At 53.7% G+C, this 17183-nt stretch carries 17 protein-coding genes and 1 riboswitch; of the genes, 14 read left to right on the forward strand and 3 right to left on the reverse strand.

What is annotated here, in order from left to right; all coding sequences use genetic code 11:
• Positions 1 to 23: 23 nt before the first annotated feature.
• Positions 24 to 92: riboswitch (Fluoride riboswitch) on the reverse strand.
• A gap of 92 nt (positions 93 to 184) precedes the next feature.
• Positions 185 to 325: a hypothetical protein gene (locus RAC90_RS19355; RefSeq protein WP_210454284.1), complete on the reverse strand. Its 141-nt coding sequence runs from the start codon at positions 323 to 325 to the stop codon at positions 185 to 187.
• A 47-nt stretch (positions 326 to 372) separates the two neighbouring features.
• Between RAC90_RS19355 and nhaA the strand changes: the two genes are divergently transcribed.
• The 3 genes from nhaA to RAC90_RS19370 all read left to right on the forward strand — a co-directional run bounded on the left by nhaA (position 373) and on the right by RAC90_RS19370 (position 2460).
• Positions 373 to 1530 (forward strand): Na+/H+ antiporter NhaA, encoded by a 1158-nt coding sequence (gene nhaA, locus RAC90_RS19360; protein WP_275044411.1) that lies wholly within the window; start codon positions 373 to 375, stop codon positions 1528 to 1530.
• 195 nt (positions 1531 to 1725) lie between these two features.
• Positions 1726 to 1866: a hypothetical protein gene (locus RAC90_RS19365; protein WP_210454286.1), complete on the forward strand. Its 141-nt coding sequence runs from the start codon at positions 1726 to 1728 to the stop codon at positions 1864 to 1866.
• A 234-nt stretch (positions 1867 to 2100) separates the two neighbouring features.
• The gene (locus RAC90_RS19370) at positions 2101 to 2460 is read left to right on the forward strand and encodes a GntR family transcriptional regulator (protein ID WP_375124686.1); all 360 of its coding nucleotides are present in this window, start codon (positions 2101 to 2103) and stop codon (positions 2458 to 2460) included.
• Between the two features lie 301 nt (positions 2461 to 2761).
• Here RAC90_RS19370 and RAC90_RS19375 read toward each other — a convergent pair whose 3' ends face one another.
• Positions 2762 to 3097, reverse strand: coding sequence for a FlxA-like family protein (locus RAC90_RS19375; RefSeq protein WP_375124671.1), 336 nt, complete (start codon positions 3095 to 3097; stop codon positions 2762 to 2764).
• Between the two features lie 990 nt (positions 3098 to 4087).
• On the opposite strand from RAC90_RS19375, the gene RAC90_RS19380 reads away from it, so the two are divergent.
• The 7 genes from RAC90_RS19380 to RAC90_RS19410 all read left to right on the forward strand — a co-directional run bounded on the left by RAC90_RS19380 (position 4088) and on the right by RAC90_RS19410 (position 11941).
• Entirely contained in the window at positions 4088 to 4810 is a 723-nt protein-coding gene (locus tag RAC90_RS19380; protein WP_210480267.1) for a hypothetical protein, read from the forward strand.
• Between the two features lie 2 nt (positions 4811 to 4812).
• Positions 4813 to 5277, forward strand: coding sequence for a hypothetical protein (locus RAC90_RS19385; protein ID WP_375124672.1), 465 nt, complete (start codon positions 4813 to 4815; stop codon positions 5275 to 5277).
• Between the two features lie 779 nt (positions 5278 to 6056).
• Positions 6057 to 8204 carry a TonB-dependent receptor domain-containing protein gene (locus tag RAC90_RS19390; protein ID WP_375124673.1) on the forward strand — a complete coding sequence of 716 codons (2148 nt, stop codon included), beginning with the start codon at positions 6057 to 6059 and terminating at the stop codon, positions 8202 to 8204.
• 102 nt (positions 8205 to 8306) lie between these two features.
• Entirely contained in the window at positions 8307 to 9248 is a 942-nt protein-coding gene (locus RAC90_RS19395) for a siderophore ABC transporter substrate-binding protein (protein WP_375124674.1), read from the forward strand.
• The gene (locus tag RAC90_RS19400) at positions 9245 to 10204 is read left to right on the forward strand and encodes an ABC transporter permease (RefSeq protein WP_375124675.1); all 960 of its coding nucleotides are present in this window, start codon (positions 9245 to 9247) and stop codon (positions 10202 to 10204) included. Before RAC90_RS19395 ends, RAC90_RS19400 begins: the two co-directional genes overlap by 4 nt.
• Positions 10194 to 11186 (forward strand): iron chelate uptake ABC transporter family permease subunit, encoded by a 993-nt coding sequence (locus tag RAC90_RS19405; RefSeq protein ID WP_375124676.1) that lies wholly within the window; start codon positions 10194 to 10196, stop codon positions 11184 to 11186. Before RAC90_RS19400 ends, RAC90_RS19405 begins: the two co-directional genes overlap by 11 nt.
• The gene (locus RAC90_RS19410; RefSeq protein ID WP_375124677.1) at positions 11183 to 11941 is read left to right on the forward strand and encodes an ABC transporter ATP-binding protein; all 759 of its coding nucleotides are present in this window, start codon (positions 11183 to 11185) and stop codon (positions 11939 to 11941) included. The genes RAC90_RS19405 and RAC90_RS19410 overlap by 4 nt, the downstream gene beginning before the upstream one ends.
• Positions 11942 to 12164: 223 nt before the next feature.
• Here the strand turns inward: RAC90_RS19410 and RAC90_RS19415 are convergent, their stop codons facing one another.
• Positions 12165 to 12878, reverse strand: coding sequence for an IclR family transcriptional regulator (locus RAC90_RS19415; RefSeq protein WP_033739386.1), 714 nt, complete (start codon positions 12876 to 12878; stop codon positions 12165 to 12167).
• A 175-nt stretch (positions 12879 to 13053) separates the two neighbouring features.
• On the opposite strand from RAC90_RS19415, the gene RAC90_RS19420 reads away from it, so the two are divergent.
• From RAC90_RS19420 to RAC90_RS19435, 4 genes are read left to right on the forward strand one after another with little or no spacing between them, the layout of a single operon-like run.
• On the forward strand, positions 13054 to 13746 hold the full coding sequence (locus RAC90_RS19420; protein ID WP_054633280.1) for a diguanylate cyclase: 693 nt from the start codon (positions 13054 to 13056) through the stop codon (positions 13744 to 13746).
• Positions 13746 to 14684 carry a hydroxyacid dehydrogenase gene (locus RAC90_RS19425; RefSeq protein ID WP_058702313.1) on the forward strand — a complete coding sequence of 313 codons (939 nt, stop codon included), beginning with the start codon at positions 13746 to 13748 and terminating at the stop codon, positions 14682 to 14684. The genes RAC90_RS19420 and RAC90_RS19425 overlap by 1 nt, the downstream gene beginning before the upstream one ends.
• Positions 14681 to 15613 carry an SMP-30/gluconolactonase/LRE family protein gene (locus tag RAC90_RS19430; protein WP_058702312.1) on the forward strand — a complete coding sequence of 311 codons (933 nt, stop codon included), beginning with the start codon at positions 14681 to 14683 and terminating at the stop codon, positions 15611 to 15613. The genes RAC90_RS19425 and RAC90_RS19430 overlap by 4 nt, the downstream gene beginning before the upstream one ends.
• 38 nt (positions 15614 to 15651) lie before the next feature.
• On the forward strand, positions 15652 to 17004 hold the full coding sequence (locus tag RAC90_RS19435) for an MFS transporter (protein WP_033739395.1): 1353 nt from the start codon (positions 15652 to 15654) through the stop codon (positions 17002 to 17004).
• The last annotated feature ends 179 nt before the right edge of the window (positions 17005 to 17183 follow it).

The raw sequence follows: 17183 nt of genomic DNA on the forward strand, positions 1-17183 counted from the left end.
GCCTGACATACCCCGGTTAAAGAGTTATATCAGGCGTCATCAGCCCACAAAGGGGCGGTTGGGAAAGGTGGAACGCCATCACCTTTAATCTCATCTTAGAACAACGATTTGGAAAAGTCAGCAGGCTGGCAAACTTCTTTATAAATGTGTTTTTGCTAAGACCTGAGCCGGTGTTTACCGGACTTTACCCCTGATGCAAAAGAAGTGGGCGCAAGGCGTGATAAAATAGCAATCTATCAACGGCTTCCGGTAGCAGACCTGCGTCGGACAATTTTATAATCTCAACAAAACGTTTGTGAATAATCGCTTTATGAATATCTGCCATGAAGTTTTCTGTTCACGACCATTCAGGGAGGCAGAATGCCGCAGTCAATGAATCAAGGTAAAAAAAATGTCCCGGGGATTGTCAGTGAGTTTATCAGCTCGCCGGCCGCAGGCGGCATCATTCTCATTCTTGCATCCGCAGCGGCTGTCACTGTAGCTAACTCACCCCTGCGCGAAGGATATGAAGCCGCACTGAAATTCAACGCAGCCGGGCTGTCTGTCGAACACTGGGTGAACGACGGCCTGATGGCCATTTTTTTTCTCTTTGTCGGTCTGGAAATAAAGCGGGAACTTCTCGCAGGTCAACTGGCCACCTGGAGCCAGCGCGCCTTACCGGGTTTTGCCGCGATGGGCGGACTGGCCTTGCCCGCTCTGATATATGCCGGCTTCAATAGCGGCAACGAGGAAACGCTTCGCGGATGGGCCATACCGGCTGCAACGGATATTGCGTTTGCGCTCGGGGTTCTGACGTTACTGGGCAAACGGGTTCCGGCATCACTGAAGATTTTTCTTTCTGCACTGGCCATTCTTGATGACATGGGTGCCGTGGCAATTATTGCCATTTTTTATACCAGCCATATCTCTCTCATAATGCTGGGCGGTACGGCAGTGACTGCACTGTTGATGTTTATGATGAACAGATGTGGCGTAAAAAGTCTGGTTCCTTATCTTCTGGCAGGCTTCGTGATGTGGTTTTTTATGCTGCAGTCGGGAGTCCATGCCACTGTAGCCGGTATACTGATGGCGCTGTTTATCCCACTGAGAACGGGCAGTAATCATGAATCACCGCTCGAGCGGCTTGAGCATGGTCTGGAACCCTGGGTGGTTTTTCTCATTCTCCCTGTGTTTGGCTTTGCCAATGCGGGCGTGTCACTGGCAGGTCTGACCACTGACGACCTCCTGTCCCCCGTTCCTGTTGGTGTCGCTGCAGGGCTGTTCTTTGGCAAGCAGGCAGGTGTGTTTGGCCTTTCACTGCTTGCCATCAGTACAGGGCTGGCAAAAAAACCGGAAAACAGCTCGTGGCTGCAGATATACGGCGTATCTGTTCTGTGCGGAATTGGATTCACCATGAGCCTTTTCATCGGCAATCTTGCTTTTGCAGGAAGTCCGCTGCTTGTTGATGAAGTAAAAGTCGGCGTGCTTGCTGGCTCCATAGTCTCAGCAGCAGCAGGGGCGCTAATACTTTTGCTTAAGCGTCAGCAGTAAACTGATACCGACTGCATTAAGCTCTGGCGCATTGTGGGTGTGACAGAGAAACTGATGAAGTTCACCTCGTTAACACGCAGGGAGCTTGATAAGCTGACTGACCATTACAGCGACATGAAAGAGACTGTCGGTCAGCTTGCTGAGCGGGTCACCAGCGCAGTATATAAAGAAACCGGCGCAGGCCGGTTTTAAATTATGAGTAGCCCGCTCAGCGAGGAAGTGTCAGGGGCCGATCCGTTTCCCCTGTTCAGCAATAACCTGTTCACCATCTTCTTCGTCGGCCGTTGCCAGCAGGGCCAGCTCTTTGGGCCGGCCCTGCTGGAAACGGTGCGCTAGGCGGCGAAGGCCGGCAGGGTTATCGCAAGCGGCGCCTTGCTGGTCATCATGGGGGGCCTGATTGACCACTATGTCTAACTGCGGGTGCAGGCGTTGCGTGTGCATGACTTTTATTATTACCGCAAGCCTGTGCCAACCCGGAACAAAATCTGTGATTGCTAAGTCTGGGATTAGATACTGATGGAGATGCTCCATCTGACTGGAGTTAATGACGCTTAGTCACATTGTCAATGTCTGCTTCTCGCTCATGGCGGATTTAAGCTCCATGTCAGTCCGCTTTGTGAGCTTAACGGCCAGATTGCACTGGCTGGAAGAATGAATGATCGTGAAAAGATGATGCTTCTTGACAGAGAATTTCATCAGATACTGGCTGAAATCGCGGGGAACCGGCGGCTGACGGATATTCTGGGCGTCATACATGCTCAGGCGCAGCGTTTCTGGGCCATGACACTTTCGAATGTATCACATATCGAAGAAGTAATAGTCGAACACGAACAAATTATCAATGCGCTTGAGCAGGGAAGCGTGACCCATGCGATTTCAGCCGCTCAGGCTCATATACTATCCTTTAAACAGGCACTTTTGTCAGCATGACTTGCGTCTCAGCCACGCGGTCATTCCCCGGGGGCACGGCGGGCCATTAAATGGCAATTCCATATGACGGCCTGGAAAGCTTACGCGCTTCACCGGGCAAGCACATGGCCAGGGCACTAATGATGCGCGGACGCTGACTCCCGCCGATCTGAAGTGTGTCAGAAGCTGATATCTATGATTGCCTGACGCAAATGACCCCAGACGAAACTTACATATTTCTACACTAAGCGGCTGTTTACTGAGTGGAAAAACGTGAATGATTCAGGAAATGGCCCGGACAGGGCCATAGTGAAATTATTTCTCAGACATAAATGTCTATCACGTTGGCGCTGACGTTATTAATTTTATTCTCAGGGCCATTCTGGATGTCTTTATCTTTTTTCTCAGCTTTCTCTGCCTGCTTTCTCTGCAACTGAGCCATTTCAGCCGCCAGGCTTTGTATCTGCTTCTGTATCATTCTGGCCATTTCTTTTTTTTGTTCAGGCGTGATACCGTCTTCTGAAGGAATTTTGGCCAGTTTCTCTGTCAGTTTCTGAATCTGCTTAGCTATTTGCGCTATTTGCGATGAGAGATCCTGACCAGAGCTGTCAGAAGCCCCTATGCCTGTATTAGTGGTGGTTTGAATTGAAATAGACACTTAGCCCTCCTTGTTGTCCTTGCTAAACCTCATTGATTATCGGTGTTGCGCAGAGAAACTTTAACCTTAAGTTACTACTCAGTACGCAACCAAATCCAATTGCTTTCAATTTCGCTCTGGTTTCGCAGAATGAAACGAAAAAGCCATCTTTTTGCTCAGGAAGAGCCATTAAGTGTCTCTCTGCTGACTTACGCATCAGCCTGAAAGTGAAATTGTCGTGACAACATTTCAACCTTCTGACGTTATGTAAGCATCCTAGGAAAACTGACCATTCACTTCTGGCGCTCTTCTTATCTCTCCACAGAGCAAAAGTCCTCTTTTCGCTCATGGCTGACTTTCAACCTTACATGAGAGCTATCGATGTCCACGGACATCAAATTTTTCATCTGTAAGTCTTTCAACCATCTCCAATGCGTCTGGATCGCCATGCCAAGCCATGCAACTTAAACAGTCTCCTCCACAGTCAAAATTCAATGTGTCTGGTCTTACTCATTGGCTGATTACAGGTCTGGCAATTGTTTTCTTTCACTGGAAGTGGCATCCGTTTTTAGATCTTCATTTCTATGTTAACTAACATATCATCCTAAAGTCCGTTTCTCGCTCATAGCGGACTGCCCCCCAAACTTCACGGCGTGCTCGCATTTTATGTGAACATGATAAGAGCTATCTTATGATGTGGCTATAATAGCTCGGACCAAAGACCAACTTGGGGCCGATTGACGAATACAGCTCCGACTAGCGAGGCTCCGAACGCAGCATGACAATCTGAACCGGCGAAAGCCGGTTTTTTTATGCCTATCGTTCACCCGTGGTGAAGGATTTGCGTCATCCTTCACCCATCCATCACCGGTTAACCATATGATATAAATAGATAAAATAAAAAGATGAACAGTGTGAAGGATTATTTATAAAATCTTTTTTCGTAGGATCTCGCTTTCTGGCCGCGCAACTGTTTTGATGACGTTTGTATGCCTAAAAAAGGAGCAATAAATGGACACCTCTTTTTTGAATGCACTGGACACTAAAAATCGTGAACAGTTTGACGCAGCGATTAATGCTTTGCAGGGAGATGTTGCTGCTGCTGCCGCTCGACTATCCATAGATCCCCGCTTGCGCCTCGAGTATTCGAGGCGCATCAAAGAGATGGCTGACGATTTACGATCCCGAGTTAATGCTGGATTGCTAACATGGGAACAGGCTGCGAAAGAAGCTCAGGAAACGCGAAATCTCATCATGGAAATGATCAGGACTCGCAGTACGCCACTTGGGCGTGCAATGGCGGAAAGGATGAAGTCATCAGGTAAGACGCTTAATGAGTTAGTCGCAAAGAAAGCGACCTCACTTTTTGGGCCTAAAACAAACTTTGCCAGCCTTTCTGAAGTGCAAAAAAACCAAGTGTATGCCAGCATTGTGGAATCTGCGGGTAAATCAAATCCCAGCGTTAACCTGAAGATGTTGCAGCTTTCACGAGCAGGAAAAGGACTTATCGTTCTCTCTTTAGCCATCTCTGTATATGAAATTTATACCGCTGAAAACAAGGTTGCTGAAACCGGTAAACAAATAGCGATTAACGGTGCAGGCATAGCAGGTGGTGCAGCGGGAGGTGCTTTAGCAGGTTTGGTATGCGGCCCCGGAGCACCCGTTTGTGTTTTGATTGGTGGATTTGTTGGTGGTGCACTTGCCGCTTTTGAAATGGGACGTTTTTGGGGGTAGTCATGGAACAAACTCTCTCGGTAAAGCTTGTTGAGAAAAGTAAAGCGACTGATTTTCAGCAGGCCGTTTCTGAAGTAGTGATCGATAACAAACCGACGGGTATTACTATAAAAGGTCAGGTACTCGAAGCCTCAGTTAAAGTCGACAATGACAGGTATATTCTTTTCACAACTGACGATGTGATCTTTGAGGAGTTTCTTACTGTTACTCTCATCAGCCTAAGTCAGGGGATTGTTGAAAGTTTGCAGGTTGGCAACGAGTATTCGTCAGGCTCTTTCGAGGCACTGTCTATCAATCACAAAACCATTGAGTTCAATTTCATTGGCGGGTCTGTCTGGACAATTGAAGTGAACGACACCCCAAAGCTCCGTGTTCCCTTCTTTTCCGATCCGCGTGGTGTAAAACGCTCTTCAGGTCTGAAAGCGTATCTGACGATAGATGCAAAGCCATCGCCCTCCCCAACATAAAAAATCATATAACTAAAGCAATTGGTATACGTTTAGGTATACCAATTATTTTAAAATTAAACATTTAAACTAAATTTCATATACATAGGAAATTTATTCAGATTCCGCCAGCGTCCTGAAAGCCCACACGGCGCAAGCCTGCGGGCTTTTTTGTTCCCTCCTGTGCCTTTGAAACCCGCATTCAAAACTTACCGGTTCCAGAAAAGCATGGTCATTTATTGCAGGTATCCGATATTGACTGACTTAATGGACCATGCGTCATGGTAGACCTCAATGCATTATGGGAAAACCATTATTCATTTAAATAACGCTATTATGCTAAGCCAGCTTATTTCACAAAACAGAATCAAATATTTCACATAATCAGACTTATTATTGATCCAAGTCATTTTTCTCAACCTCTTAACAATTATATAAATTAACAAGAACATCTTTTACCTTTCGTAAATATCATCCAAAACGTAAAAAAAGATAATATTAAAAAGAAACTTACAGGCAGGGAATTATTCAGAAATCCAATCAGCAAAAGAAGAAATTCTTCGCCTTAAATCTTTATATATCAAAGGCCTGTCTTACATAAAAAGCAACTACCCTTTCCCGCTTCCAGATCATTCCCGCCGATCCTGAATCATTAAAATTCCCACGCAATTACCCTGCGCATTTATTTCACCGCCAACTGATAATGATTATTGATTTGATTCCCATTTATATATCACCTTATGCTGTTTATCAGCCCGTAAATATCTTCAGGACAAACAACCGTTAAAGGATTAACCGTTATGACGTCGTTAACCCCTCTCGCCCGTCGTATCAAAACCAGTCTGTTCATTCCCGTTTTTGGCATAGCTTCACCTGCGTTTGCTGAGCCGGAGATCACTGATCCCGATGAAGAGGTGATGGTGGTGACGGCTTCGGCTGTCGAACAGCGTCTGAAAGATGCCCCGGCATCAATCTCGGTGATTACCGCCGAACAGTTAGCAAAGGACGTTGGTAAATCGGCTACCGATCTTGCGGATGTGCTGGAACGTGTCGCGGGCGTATCCAAAGCCATCGGAACAGATGTGGGCTCCGGTATTCAACTGCGCGGTATGCCAGCGGCGTATACGCTGTTGCTGGTTGATGGCAAACGCATGAGCTCCAGCAACGGCATCAAAAGCACGCAGCAAAACTATTTCGACGATATCAACTGGATCCCCGTTGATGCCATTGAACGTATCGAAGTGGTGCGGGGACCGATGTCCGCGCTCTATGGCTCGGATGCGATGGGCGGCGTGGTGAATATCATCACGAAGAAAAACAGTGATGTCTGGCACGGTACCTTAACCGCAGGCACGCGCCAGCCGCAGGACGATAAGCGGGGAAGTACCCAGACCTGGACAGGTAGCGTTGGCGGCCCACTGGGGAAAGGATTTGACCTGCGTCTGAATGGTTCGTGGAATAAGCGCCAGGCGGATAAAAGCGACACCGGCGCACTGCGCTGGGGAAGCGGTCAGGAGGGACGCAAGAATGAAAATTACGGTGCCGAACTGGGCTGGGATATTACCCGCCAGCATCGGCTGACGATCTCTACTCAGCAGGGAACCGAAGAAGGTCTTCCCGGCGTCGCCAGTAACGGCAGTGAAATTAATCTGCGCGGGGCCAGTAAGCTTGAGCGTGAAAACTATGCGCTGGATTACCGCGGCATTTTTGCATTTGGCACGGCGAAGCTAAGCGCTTATCAGAATAAATTTAAAAACTGGGTGTCGGACGTACCGGTTATCGCCAACGGCGCGGTGACGGGCAGCGAGGACAGCACGTTGTGGAATAAAGAATCCATTATTGAAGGCGATCTCAACCTGCCCTTCGAACTCGGTTTGCCCCAAAACCTGACCGTGGGCGCGCAATGGAAAAAAGAAGAGCTGCATAACCCACGCTCGCTGGGCGTGACAGCCGACGCGGCCGATACCTTTGGTAAACATACTGGCGAAGCGAAAAGCACCGGCATCTTCATCGAAAACCAGATTGACCTGCGGGACGATCTGGCCCTGACGCTGGGCCTGCGCCGGGATAATACCGATTACGGCAACCGGACCACGCCACGCGCCTATCTTGTCTGGCAAGCCACGGATGCTCTGACGTTGAAAGGCGGCTATTCCGAAGGCTTTAAGGCGCCCAGCGTACGTCAGGCCAGCAAAGGCTTTATCGAAACCTCCCGCGGTGCCGGCTGTAACGGCTATGCCGATTACCAGGGCGGGAGCTGCTATACCCTGGGTAATGACGCGCTGAAGCCTGAATTGTCGCAGAACTGGGAAGTGGGCGCCCTGTACGATTATGCGGGATGGGGCGTGGGCTTAACCTTCTTTGACAGCCGCTTTCAGGACAAAATTGCTTCCGCGCCGGTGGGCTATATCCCGGGCGATGCGTCCGGTAGCTACTGGCTGAAGCGCGTCAATCTGGATACCGCCCGCACGCAGGGCGTGGAAGGCAGCCTGACGGTGCCTCTGATTACGGAAGAGAAAGGCCCCTGGCTGAAAAGCCTGACCCTGAATAACACTTTCACGCGCATGATCAAAGCGGAAGACACGCTGGGCGTCATGTTGGTGACCACGCCAAAACTCGCCACCTGGTCCTCGCTGGACTGGCAGGTCAACGAGGCGATCAGTCTGTCGATGACCGCCAAATACTACGGAAAAATGCTGGGGCTGAATAACCGCGCGGATCAGGCCGCACGCGGCAATACCGCAACTGCACGTATCCGCCAGGCCTATATGATTTATGGCCTGTCCGGGCAGTACCGGGCGACCAGGCATCTGAAATTCAACATGGGCGTCGATAACCTTTTCGATAAAAATCCGGTGTCCGCGCAACCCTCTGCCAGTACCACCAGCGGCAATAACTATTACGTTCCCGGACGAACACTGTACGCCTCCGTGACGGCTTCGTTCTGATAACACTGAGGGTCCGTACCACGTACCCAGGGCGGAAAGCGGATGGTCAGCCCGACAACCGGGCACACTTTTACGGACAATGACAACGTACAAGGAGAAGGTATGCGTTTTTCCCCTCTGGCAGGTTTACTGGCGCTCGCCTGCTTACTGAGCGCGCCGTTAGCGTCGGCCAGCGGCGCCCCCACCGTCCAGCTGTCGCATTTTCAGGGCACAACGGCCATTCCTCTGCATCCCCAACGTGTGGTGATCTTAAACCCGGTAACGCTGGACAGTGCCGATGCGTTAGGAATTCATCCGCTGGGCGTGCCCCGGACCGCGATAAGCTATCCGGCCCATCTGACGCGCTACAACAGTGATGAGTACCTCAATGCGGGCACGTTATTTGAGCCTGACTATGAGGCCCTGAGCCGCGCCAGGCCGGATCTGATTCTGGCCGGCGGCAGAGCCCTGGCGGCCTATAACAAACTCAGCGACATCGCGCCGACCGTATCGCTGGATATCGATCCCAATGATGTTTTAAACAGCCTGCGTCAGCGAACCACGCAACTGGGCGAAATCATGGGTAAACAGGCGCAGGCGAGCACCGTTCTGGCGAGATTTGATGCGCAGGTTGCTGACCTTCGCCGCCAGGCGGCTCAGGCAGGCACGGCCATGATGCTGATGGTCAACGGCGGCAAACTCAGTGCTTACACACCGCATTCCCGCTTTGGTTTTATTTTTGATGTCCTGCAGTTCAGACCGGCCATCGCCCTGCCGACCGCCAGTAAACACGGAAACGCCATTTCGCCCGAACTCATCATGCAGGCCAATCCGGACTGGCTGTTCGTTCTGGATCGCGACAGCGCCATCGGCAGCAAGGCGGGCGTTTCTGCCCGGCAGGTACTGGATAATCCGCTGGTGCGCCGCACCACGGCATGGAAAAAACAGCAGATTATCTGGCTGGATTCGGCCTCGTTGTACCTCGCTGGCGGGATCCAGAGTTACAGCCTGATGATGGAGCAGATCAGGCAGGCACTCAGCACAGCCGGCGTCCGCCCAGAATGAAGTCCGTGGCCTTTAGCTTTAGCCTGATCCTGCTGGGGGCGCTGATGATGCTCAGTGTGATGACGGGCGTCACGCAGCTGTCACTGATGGACGTGTGGCGCGATGCCGACATGCGGGAGATTATGTGGGTGAGTCGCGTGCCGCGCACGGTCGCGCTGGTGCTGGCTGGCAGCGCCATGAGCGTTGCAGGGCAAATCATGCAAATGCTGACGCAAAACCGTTTTGTCGAGCCCTCTGTCGTGGGCACGACACAGTCCGCCGGTCTGGGCTTACTGCTGGTCATGCTGTTTTATCCCGCCGCGCCCGTCATAGTCAAAATGGGCATTGCCGCTCTGTTCGCCCTGGCCGGTACCCTGCTGTTTATGCTGTTAATCGCCCATGTTCGTCAGAAAAGCGCCCTCCTCGTGCCGCTGACCGGCATCATGTTGGGGGCCGTTTTCAGTTCGGTCACCACCTTTCTGGCGATGCAGTTTGACCTGCTGCAGGCGCTGGGCAGTTGGGAATCGGGGGATTTTTCCAGCGTGATGCAGGGGCGCTATGAACTGCTGTGGCTATTAGGGATGATCGCCCTGCTCGCTGGCCTGCTTGCCGACCGTTTCACGGTCGCCGGTTTAGGGCATGACTTTTCCGTAAACGTCGGGCTGAACTACCGTCGTGTTCAGCTCACGGGCATGGCGATGATTGCGCTCATCAGCGGCGTGGTTATCGTGGTCGTCGGGGTCCTGCCGTTCCTGGGGTTAATCGTGCCGAATATTGTCAGCCTGATGGCTGGCGATAACCTGCGACGCACCGTGCACTGGGTCGCGCTGACGGGGGCTATGCTGGTAGTAAGCTGCGATATCCTGGGGCGGCTTATCGTGCAGCCGTTCGAGATCCCGGTCAGTACGTTGCTCGGCGTACTGGGCGCGGCGGTGTTTCTGCTGCTGATTATGAAGGGGAAACGCCATGGCCGTTGAGTGTTCGCTGCCGTCTCGCGTGCTGAACAGGATGCGCTCCCCTGCCGGACGGCTGTGTTTGCTGACCGTCATCGCGATTGCGCTCTGCACGCTGTTTCTGACCCTTAACCTGCAGGGCAATATCGGCTATCTCCTGAAACACCGCGGGCAGATTTTACTGACAATGGTGCTGGTTGCGTTTGCCTCGGGCATCAGCACGCTGCTTTTCCAGACCATCACGCAAAACCGCATTCTTACGCCGTCGATCATGGGGCTGGAGTCGCTGTTTATTTTACTTCAGACGCTGATGGTCTTTTTTATTCACCTGTCGCCGTTGAGCCAGACCTACCCTGTGGTGCAGTTTCTGGGCGAAACGGCGCTTCTGATGCTGTTTGCCACGCTGCTTTACCGCTGGTTATTTAACCGCAGCGGGCTGGAAATTCAGCGCGTCTTACTGGCAGGCCTGGTGTTCGGCACGCTGTTCCGCAGTCTGTCCGGACTGATGCAGCGCCTGCTATCACCGGGAGAATTTGCCGTTTTACAGAGCCGGATGTTTGCCACCTTTACCCGCGCCGACAGCGACGTCCTGCTGTTGTCAGGCAGCGTCATTGCTGTTGTGACGGTAATCATCTGGCGCATGCGCCATCGCCTTGACGTGCTGGCGCTGGGCAGCGATACCGCCACCGCACTCGGCGTGCCCGTTCAGCGCTACGTGACCGGTCTGTTGCTGCTCATCTCCCTGCTGGTAGCGATCTCAACCGCGCTGGTGGGGCCAATGACGTTTCTGGGCTTGTTGATCGTGAATCTGGCCTGGCCCGCCATGGGCTCATGGCGTCATCGCGAGATGCTGCCTGCCGTGGTACTCATCGGCATGATTACGCTGACCGGCGGACAGCTCATTCTGGAGCGACTGCTGGACAGGGCAGGCACGCTGTCCGTCATCATTGAATGTGTTGGCGGTGGACTCTTTCTTTATCTGGTGCTTAAAAAGGTGGCAACGTGATTGAAGTGGTGAATGTGAATAAGCGCTACGGCACGCTTTCTGTTCTCAACAATATCAATGAAACCCTGCCCGCGTCGGGCATTACTGCCATCATTGGTCCTAACGGTGCCGGAAAATCCTCTCTGCTGTCGGTGATGAGCCGACTGCTGACGCCGGACAGCGGTGAAATCAGAATCGATTCGCTGGTCGTGAACGAGGCGCACACTGAACAGCTGGCGAAAGTGCTGTCGGTGCTGCGGCAGGAGAATCATTTTACCCATCGGCTGACGGTGTACGATCTGGTCAGTTTTGGCCGCTATCCCTGGTCAAAAAGACGGATAACGGAAGCGGACAGGCACCATATTGAGCAGGCGCTGTATTTTCTGGATTTGTTGCCGCTGGCACAGCGTTATCTGGATGAGTTGTCCGGCGGGCAGCGGCAGCGGGCCTTTGTGGCGATGGTGCTGTGCCAGGATACGCAGTACGTTCTGTTAGATGAACCGCTAAATAATCTGGATATGAAACACAGCGTGGCCATGATGCAGCAATTGCGACGAGCGGCGGATGAACTGCACAAATCCATCATTCTGGTTATTCATGATATCAATTTCGCCTCCGCCTATTCCGACTACATCATTGCCATGAAAAACGGCGCCGTTTTTATGCGCGGTACGCCAGCCGACATCATGCAGCCGGACGTGCTGACGCGGCTGTTTGAGATTCCGGTGGCGATTGAAACGGTGGCGGATCAGCGGATAGCGATCTATTACCGCTAACCTGACTCACGCTTTCGTGGCGCGGAAGCGGAGCCGCGGACGTCGCCGCGCGGTCCGCTTTATCACTGGCCGATTGCAGGCAAGCGGAGAAACGCGGATGCGCCCGGCTGAGCAGTAGAATACATGTCGGAGTTCTGCCTGCACACGGGGCGGAGGACGGCAGCACATGCATGCCCTGCTCAGCCGCCGAACGGTTCTTGACCCAACCGCGCGGCACTGCCCGCTATTTACCCCAGTAAACCCCATCGCAAAACGGCTTTCTGGCCCCTAACTGAGCCGACAATCTGGCGGCACTTTCCCGCATCAGGTCACCCAGCCCTGCCGCTTTGCGGTCCAGGGTTAAGCGTGATGACGGACCGGTCAGCGCCAGGGCGGCCGTTAATTTATCCCCTTCGCCAAACACCGGGATGGCAAAGGCGGCAGTGTGCGGATCGCGCGCGCCCGACGTATAGAGCGGTAAGTCCGGTGTCTCAGCAAACAGGGGTTCGCCCATTCCCCAGTAACGCAGCACCTGGCTAATCGCCGAGTTATCCAGAGGATAAAGCGAGCCCGGCAGTCGCGTATGGCGCAGGCCATCCGACGATTCCGCACGGAAGACGCAAAGACGCTGACCGTTATCAATCACATACCAGCTGGCGCTTTCATGGGTGGCCGAAGCCAGCGCCTGTAGCTCGGGCTGGACCACGCTGGCCAGATGAAACGACTGTTCGTAGAGCTTGCCCAGATACAGCAGTCTTGGTCCCAGGGTATAAATCCCGTTATCCCGTCTGACTACATAACTCATGCGTTCCAGCGAATTCATCAGGCGATAAACGGTGGTTTTGTGGTAACCCGAGAGCTGCGACAGCGCCGTCAGGGACAGGCTTTCTTCGCCTGGCTTAAAACAATCCAGCAATGCCAGCGCCTTCTCTACCGCATTAACCCCTTCGTTTCCCATTTCGCTTCTCCTGATTTTTGCTGGCACTGAGTGTACCTGAAACTGTGAGTCACATCTTATTTACATCACAAACAAGCTCGCAACACTGGCGCGAGCGTCAGTGTCACCGATATAGTAATTTCATTATGTACAACACAGTTTTACTCTGTAAAACATCAAACCTGTGAGGTGACCCATGTCCGCGAACGAAAAACCGATGATCAACCGCGACGTTACGCGAGTCAGTCATGATTATGTCAGACGTGCCGCTGAATTTCAGGCCGCGATTATTGCGGATGTCGCGGGCAGACGAGGCACGCTCCATGGCCGCGTTAAGCCACTGGGTGCGCATATGAAAGTGGCCGGACCGGCGGTAACGGTGGAAGTGCGTTCAGGTGATAACCTGGCGATCCATGCTGCGCTGGCGGTGGCCAAACCCGGCGATGTCATCGTGGTAGACGGTAAAGGCGATATCAGTTGTGCGCTGCTAGGCGAAATCATGGCGACCCAGGCAGAAGCGTCCGGCATTGCCGGCATTATCATCGATGGCGCGGTCAGGGATGCGGATGCGCTGAGCAACCACACCTATCCGATTTTCGCCGCTGGCCTGAACCCATGTGGCCCGACCAAGCTGATTCCCGGTCGTGTGAATTACCCGGTTTCTGTGGCCGGTGCGACGATCAACGCGGGCGATCTGGTGGTCGGTGATATCGATGGTGTGGTGGTCGTCCCACGTGACGAGGTCGAATTGGTGCTGGAACTCGCGGCGAAAAAGCTGGATATGGAAACCCGCCGTATTGCGGCAATCAAAGCCGGAGACAAAAGACCGACCTGGCTGAACGGTGCCCTGCGTGCAGCAGGCATGTTAGCGGAAGGGGAGGAACTCTGATGCGCAAACAGGATACTGTCATTATTACCGGCGCTGACATCGCCCCCGCCGCGCTTGCGATGCTGAACGATTATGAAGTGGTGTTTGCGGGCACCAGGCCAACCGAAGACGATCTGGTCGCGCTGTGCCAGCAGTATAATCCCGTCGGAATCGTGGTGCGCTATGGAAAAATTAACGCCCGCATCATGGACGCCGCGCCTGCGCTGCGCGTGATCTCTAAACATGGCAGCGGCATTGACGTTATTGATCAAGCCGCGGCGGCCGAACGAAACATCAGCGTTCAGTCTGCGCCGGGTGCCAACGCGGCGGCGGTGGCTGAACATACCTGGGCAATGATTCTGGCCTGCACCAAATCCCTGATTCCGCTGAATCGCCGGATGCGTGAAGGACACTGGGACAAATCCAGCCACAAGTCCCTTGAACTGGAAGGCCGGACGCTCGGGCTCGTGGGCCTCGGCGCGATTGGCGGCCGGGTGGCTGATATTGGCCGCGTGTTTGGTATGCAGGTTATTGCTTACGATCCCTGGGCGAAAACGCTGCCCGCGGGCTGTGAGCAGGTGGACGACTTAGCCACGCTGTATGCGCGCGCGGATATAGTGTCGCTGCACTGTCCGCTGACCGCGCAAAACAGCCAGATGATTAATGACCAGGCGCTGGCACAGTTCAAACCCGGCGCCGTGCTGGTGAATACCGCACGCGGTGGACTGATTGATGACGATGCTCTGGAACGCGCGCTCAGGAGTGGCAGGCTCAGTTGGGCGGCGCTGGACAGCTTTACTGTGGAGCCGCTGACCGCGCCCAACCTCTGGCAGACGGTAGAAAACGTCATTATTACCCCGCACATCGGCGGCGTGAGCGATAACTCTTACGTGAAAATGGGAACGGCTTCCGTGACCAATCTGCTGAAGATCTTGGCGCAGAAGGAAGCGACGGTATGATGTGCCTGACCACACCGGAGATCAGGCAGACCACGGTATTTACCCGGCTGCCCGATCGTTTCCGCCAACCTGACAGCCACAATGCCTGGGCGGCCGCTAATCGCGGCGGCCAGCTGACCGATTCGTTTCTGGAAGGGCCGGTCTGGCATCCCTCGGGTTGCCTGTACCTGACCGATATTCCGTATGGCCGCATATTCCGTGTCGATATGGCGGGCAACTGGGAGCTCGTGGTGCAGTACGACGGCGAACCCAACGGCATGAAACTGACCGATCCCGATACGCTTCTGATCACGGATTACCGTCACGGCCTGATGAAGCTGTGCCTCAAGGAGAACACGATCGCGCCGTGGCTCTCGCGCCGTAACAGCGAAAGTTTTCGCGGCGTGAACGATCTTACCCCTGACAGCCGGGGCAATCTTTATTTCACCGATCAGGGGCAAACGGGGCTGCACGATCCGTCCGGACGCGTTTACCGGCTCAGCCAGGACGGGCAACTGTCCGTTCTGCTGGATAACTGCCCGAGCCCAAACGGCCTGGTGCTGTCACCCGACGAGAAGGTGCTGTATGTCGCCATGACGCGCGGCAATGCGATCTGGCGCGTACCGCTTCAGCGTGACGGTTCGGTCAGCAAAGTCGGCCAGTTCTTTACCTCGCACGGGCCAAGCGGTCCTGATGGTATCGCCGTCAACGCGCAGGGCGAACTGCTGATTGCTAACCCGGGGCTGGGCCGCGTCTGGCTGTTAAACGATCTGGCAGAGCCGATTGAGATTCTGACCAGCCCGGTCGGACGATCCACCACCAACCTCTGTTTTGGCGGCGATCAGCGCCGGCAGTTATTTATCACCGAATCTGTCAGCGGCAGCATTCTTACCTGCTCAATGCAAACGCCAGGCCACCCGCTGCCCTTTCTTTCCACTGCTTTTCTCTGAGAATAACTCTGCGTTGACGCAACGCAGCGGAGACAACCATGAATCTGCACTCAACGCCTTCCCGCTCAATGACGGAGCAGGATGACGTGCCCGTGTCCCATGACGGCATGACTCAAACGGATTTTGAACAAAGTGAAGTCGCGGCAGGTAAAGCCTTTCGCCGGATCCTGCCTTTTATTTTTATCTGCTACGTGGTCAGTTATCTGGACCGCACGAATGTCAGCTTTGCCGCGCTGGGCATGAACGCGGATCTAGGGATTACAGCAGAGCAGTTTGGCTTTGGCGCGGGCATGTTCTTTATCGGGTATTTCCTTTTCGAAGTGCCCAGTAATCTGATCATGCAAAAAGTAGGTGCCCGCATATGGATCGCCCGCATTATGATTTCGTGGGGGTTGATCTCCATGGCCACCGCCTTCGTCACCGGTCCCGTCAGCTTTGCCTTTGCCCGTTTCTGCCTGGGCGTGGCGGAAGCGGGCTTCACCCCGGGCATTTACCTGTTTTTTACCTACTGGTTCCCCGGCAGCTGGCGCGCCAAAATCACGGCCGCCTTTCTGGTCGGCATTCCCGTGGCGAATATTATCGGTGCGCCGTTATCCGGCATGTTGATGCAAATTACCGGACACGACACTATCCGCAACTGGCAGTGGCTGTTGCTGCTGGAAGGCTTTCCGGCGGTAATACTTGGTGTCATGTGCCTGTTCTTTTTACATGACCGTCCGGCCAAAGCGGGCTGGCTAAGCGAGGCGGAAAAAGCGTTGCTGAGCAGGCGGCTGGCGAATGAACAGAAAAAGATCGAACAGGCACACGGTTCCAGCCTGCGGGATGCAATGCGTAATCCCCTGCTCTACCTTCTGGCTTTTATTAACTTTTGCGGCATTGTCGGCTCAATTGGCGTAGGTTTGTGGATGCCGCAGATTATCAAACAGCTTGGCGTCAGCCACACCGCGACGGGTTTTCTGACCGCGTTGCCCTATATCTGTGGCGCCTTCAGCATGCTGTTTTGGGCACAGCGCGCGAATGCTTCCCGCCACCGTATTCGCTGGATCAGCGCGGCGCTGGTGATCGCCGCCGTGGCGTTAGGCTGCAGCGCCCTCATTGATGAACCCGTCCTCAAAATGCTTGCGCTGTGTTTCACTGTGAGCGGCATCCTGGCATTTCAGGCATCATTCTGGGCGCTGCCTTCCGGTTTTTTGACAGGGAGCGCGGCGGCGGGCGGACTGGCGATGATTGTCTCGATTGGTAATCTGGGCGGCTTCGTGGGTCCTTCGCTTATTGGCTATGTGCGCCAGACCAGCGGTGGCTTTATGTGGGCGCTGCTGGCGGTGTCGGCGGTGCTGCTGCTGGGAGCCTTCTGCGTAGCGTCCGTCAAGGACCCTTACCGTCACACCTGACCGGACAAAACGACCACGCCGCCGACATTCAGGGTGGCGTGATGTCGCCTCGGATTATGGCCTCAGTTAACTAACCCCGACGCACGATCTGAATGGACACAAAGCCACGCCAATATCAGAGGCGGCGTGGTTTTATCCCTCACGGCTTCATTTCTCCATTATCCTCCTTCCTGCCGCCG

The organism is Pantoea sp. CS_6, from assembly GCF_041954745.1.
In the GTDB taxonomy this organism is placed as follows: Bacteria; Pseudomonadota; Gammaproteobacteria; order Enterobacterales; family Enterobacteriaceae; genus Pantoea; species Pantoea stewartii.

What these genes read in the sequence shown, in the direction of transcription:
- RAC90_RS19405 (WP_375124676.1), top strand. Translation starts at nt 10,194, where the DNA reads ATGGCCGTTGAGTGTTCGCTGCCGTCTCGCGTGCTGAACAGGATGCGC.
- RAC90_RS19435 (WP_033739395.1), top strand. Translation starts at nt 15,652, where the DNA reads ATGAATCTGCACTCAACGCCTTCCCGCTCAATGACGGAGCAGGATGAC.
- RAC90_RS19420 (WP_054633280.1), top strand. Translation starts at nt 13,054, where the DNA reads ATGTCCGCGAACGAAAAACCGATGATCAACCGCGACGTTACGCGAGTC.
- RAC90_RS19430 (WP_058702312.1), top strand. Translation starts at nt 14,681, where the DNA reads ATGATGTGCCTGACCACACCGGAGATCAGGCAGACCACGGTATTTACC.
- RAC90_RS19425 (WP_058702313.1), top strand. Translation starts at nt 13,746, where the DNA reads ATGCGCAAACAGGATACTGTCATTATTACCGGCGCTGACATCGCCCCC.
- RAC90_RS19355 (WP_210454284.1), bottom strand. Translation starts at nt 325, where the DNA reads ATGGCAGATATTCATAAAGCGATTATTCACAAACGTTTTGTTGAGATT.
- RAC90_RS19365 (WP_210454286.1), top strand. Translation starts at nt 1,726, where the DNA reads ATGAGTAGCCCGCTCAGCGAGGAAGTGTCAGGGGCCGATCCGTTTCCC.
- RAC90_RS19385 (WP_375124672.1), top strand. Translation starts at nt 4,813, where the DNA reads ATGGAACAAACTCTCTCGGTAAAGCTTGTTGAGAAAAGTAAAGCGACT.
- RAC90_RS19390 (WP_375124673.1), top strand. Translation starts at nt 6,057, where the DNA reads ATGACGTCGTTAACCCCTCTCGCCCGTCGTATCAAAACCAGTCTGTTC.
- RAC90_RS19415 (WP_033739386.1), bottom strand. Translation starts at nt 12,878, where the DNA reads ATGGGAAACGAAGGGGTTAATGCGGTAGAGAAGGCGCTGGCATTGCTG.
- nhaA (WP_275044411.1), top strand. Translation starts at nt 373, where the DNA reads ATGAATCAAGGTAAAAAAAATGTCCCGGGGATTGTCAGTGAGTTTATC.
- RAC90_RS19400 (WP_375124675.1), top strand. Translation starts at nt 9,245, where the DNA reads ATGAAGTCCGTGGCCTTTAGCTTTAGCCTGATCCTGCTGGGGGCGCTG.
- RAC90_RS19395 (WP_375124674.1), top strand. Translation starts at nt 8,307, where the DNA reads ATGCGTTTTTCCCCTCTGGCAGGTTTACTGGCGCTCGCCTGCTTACTG.
- RAC90_RS19380 (WP_210480267.1), top strand. Translation starts at nt 4,088, where the DNA reads ATGGACACCTCTTTTTTGAATGCACTGGACACTAAAAATCGTGAACAG.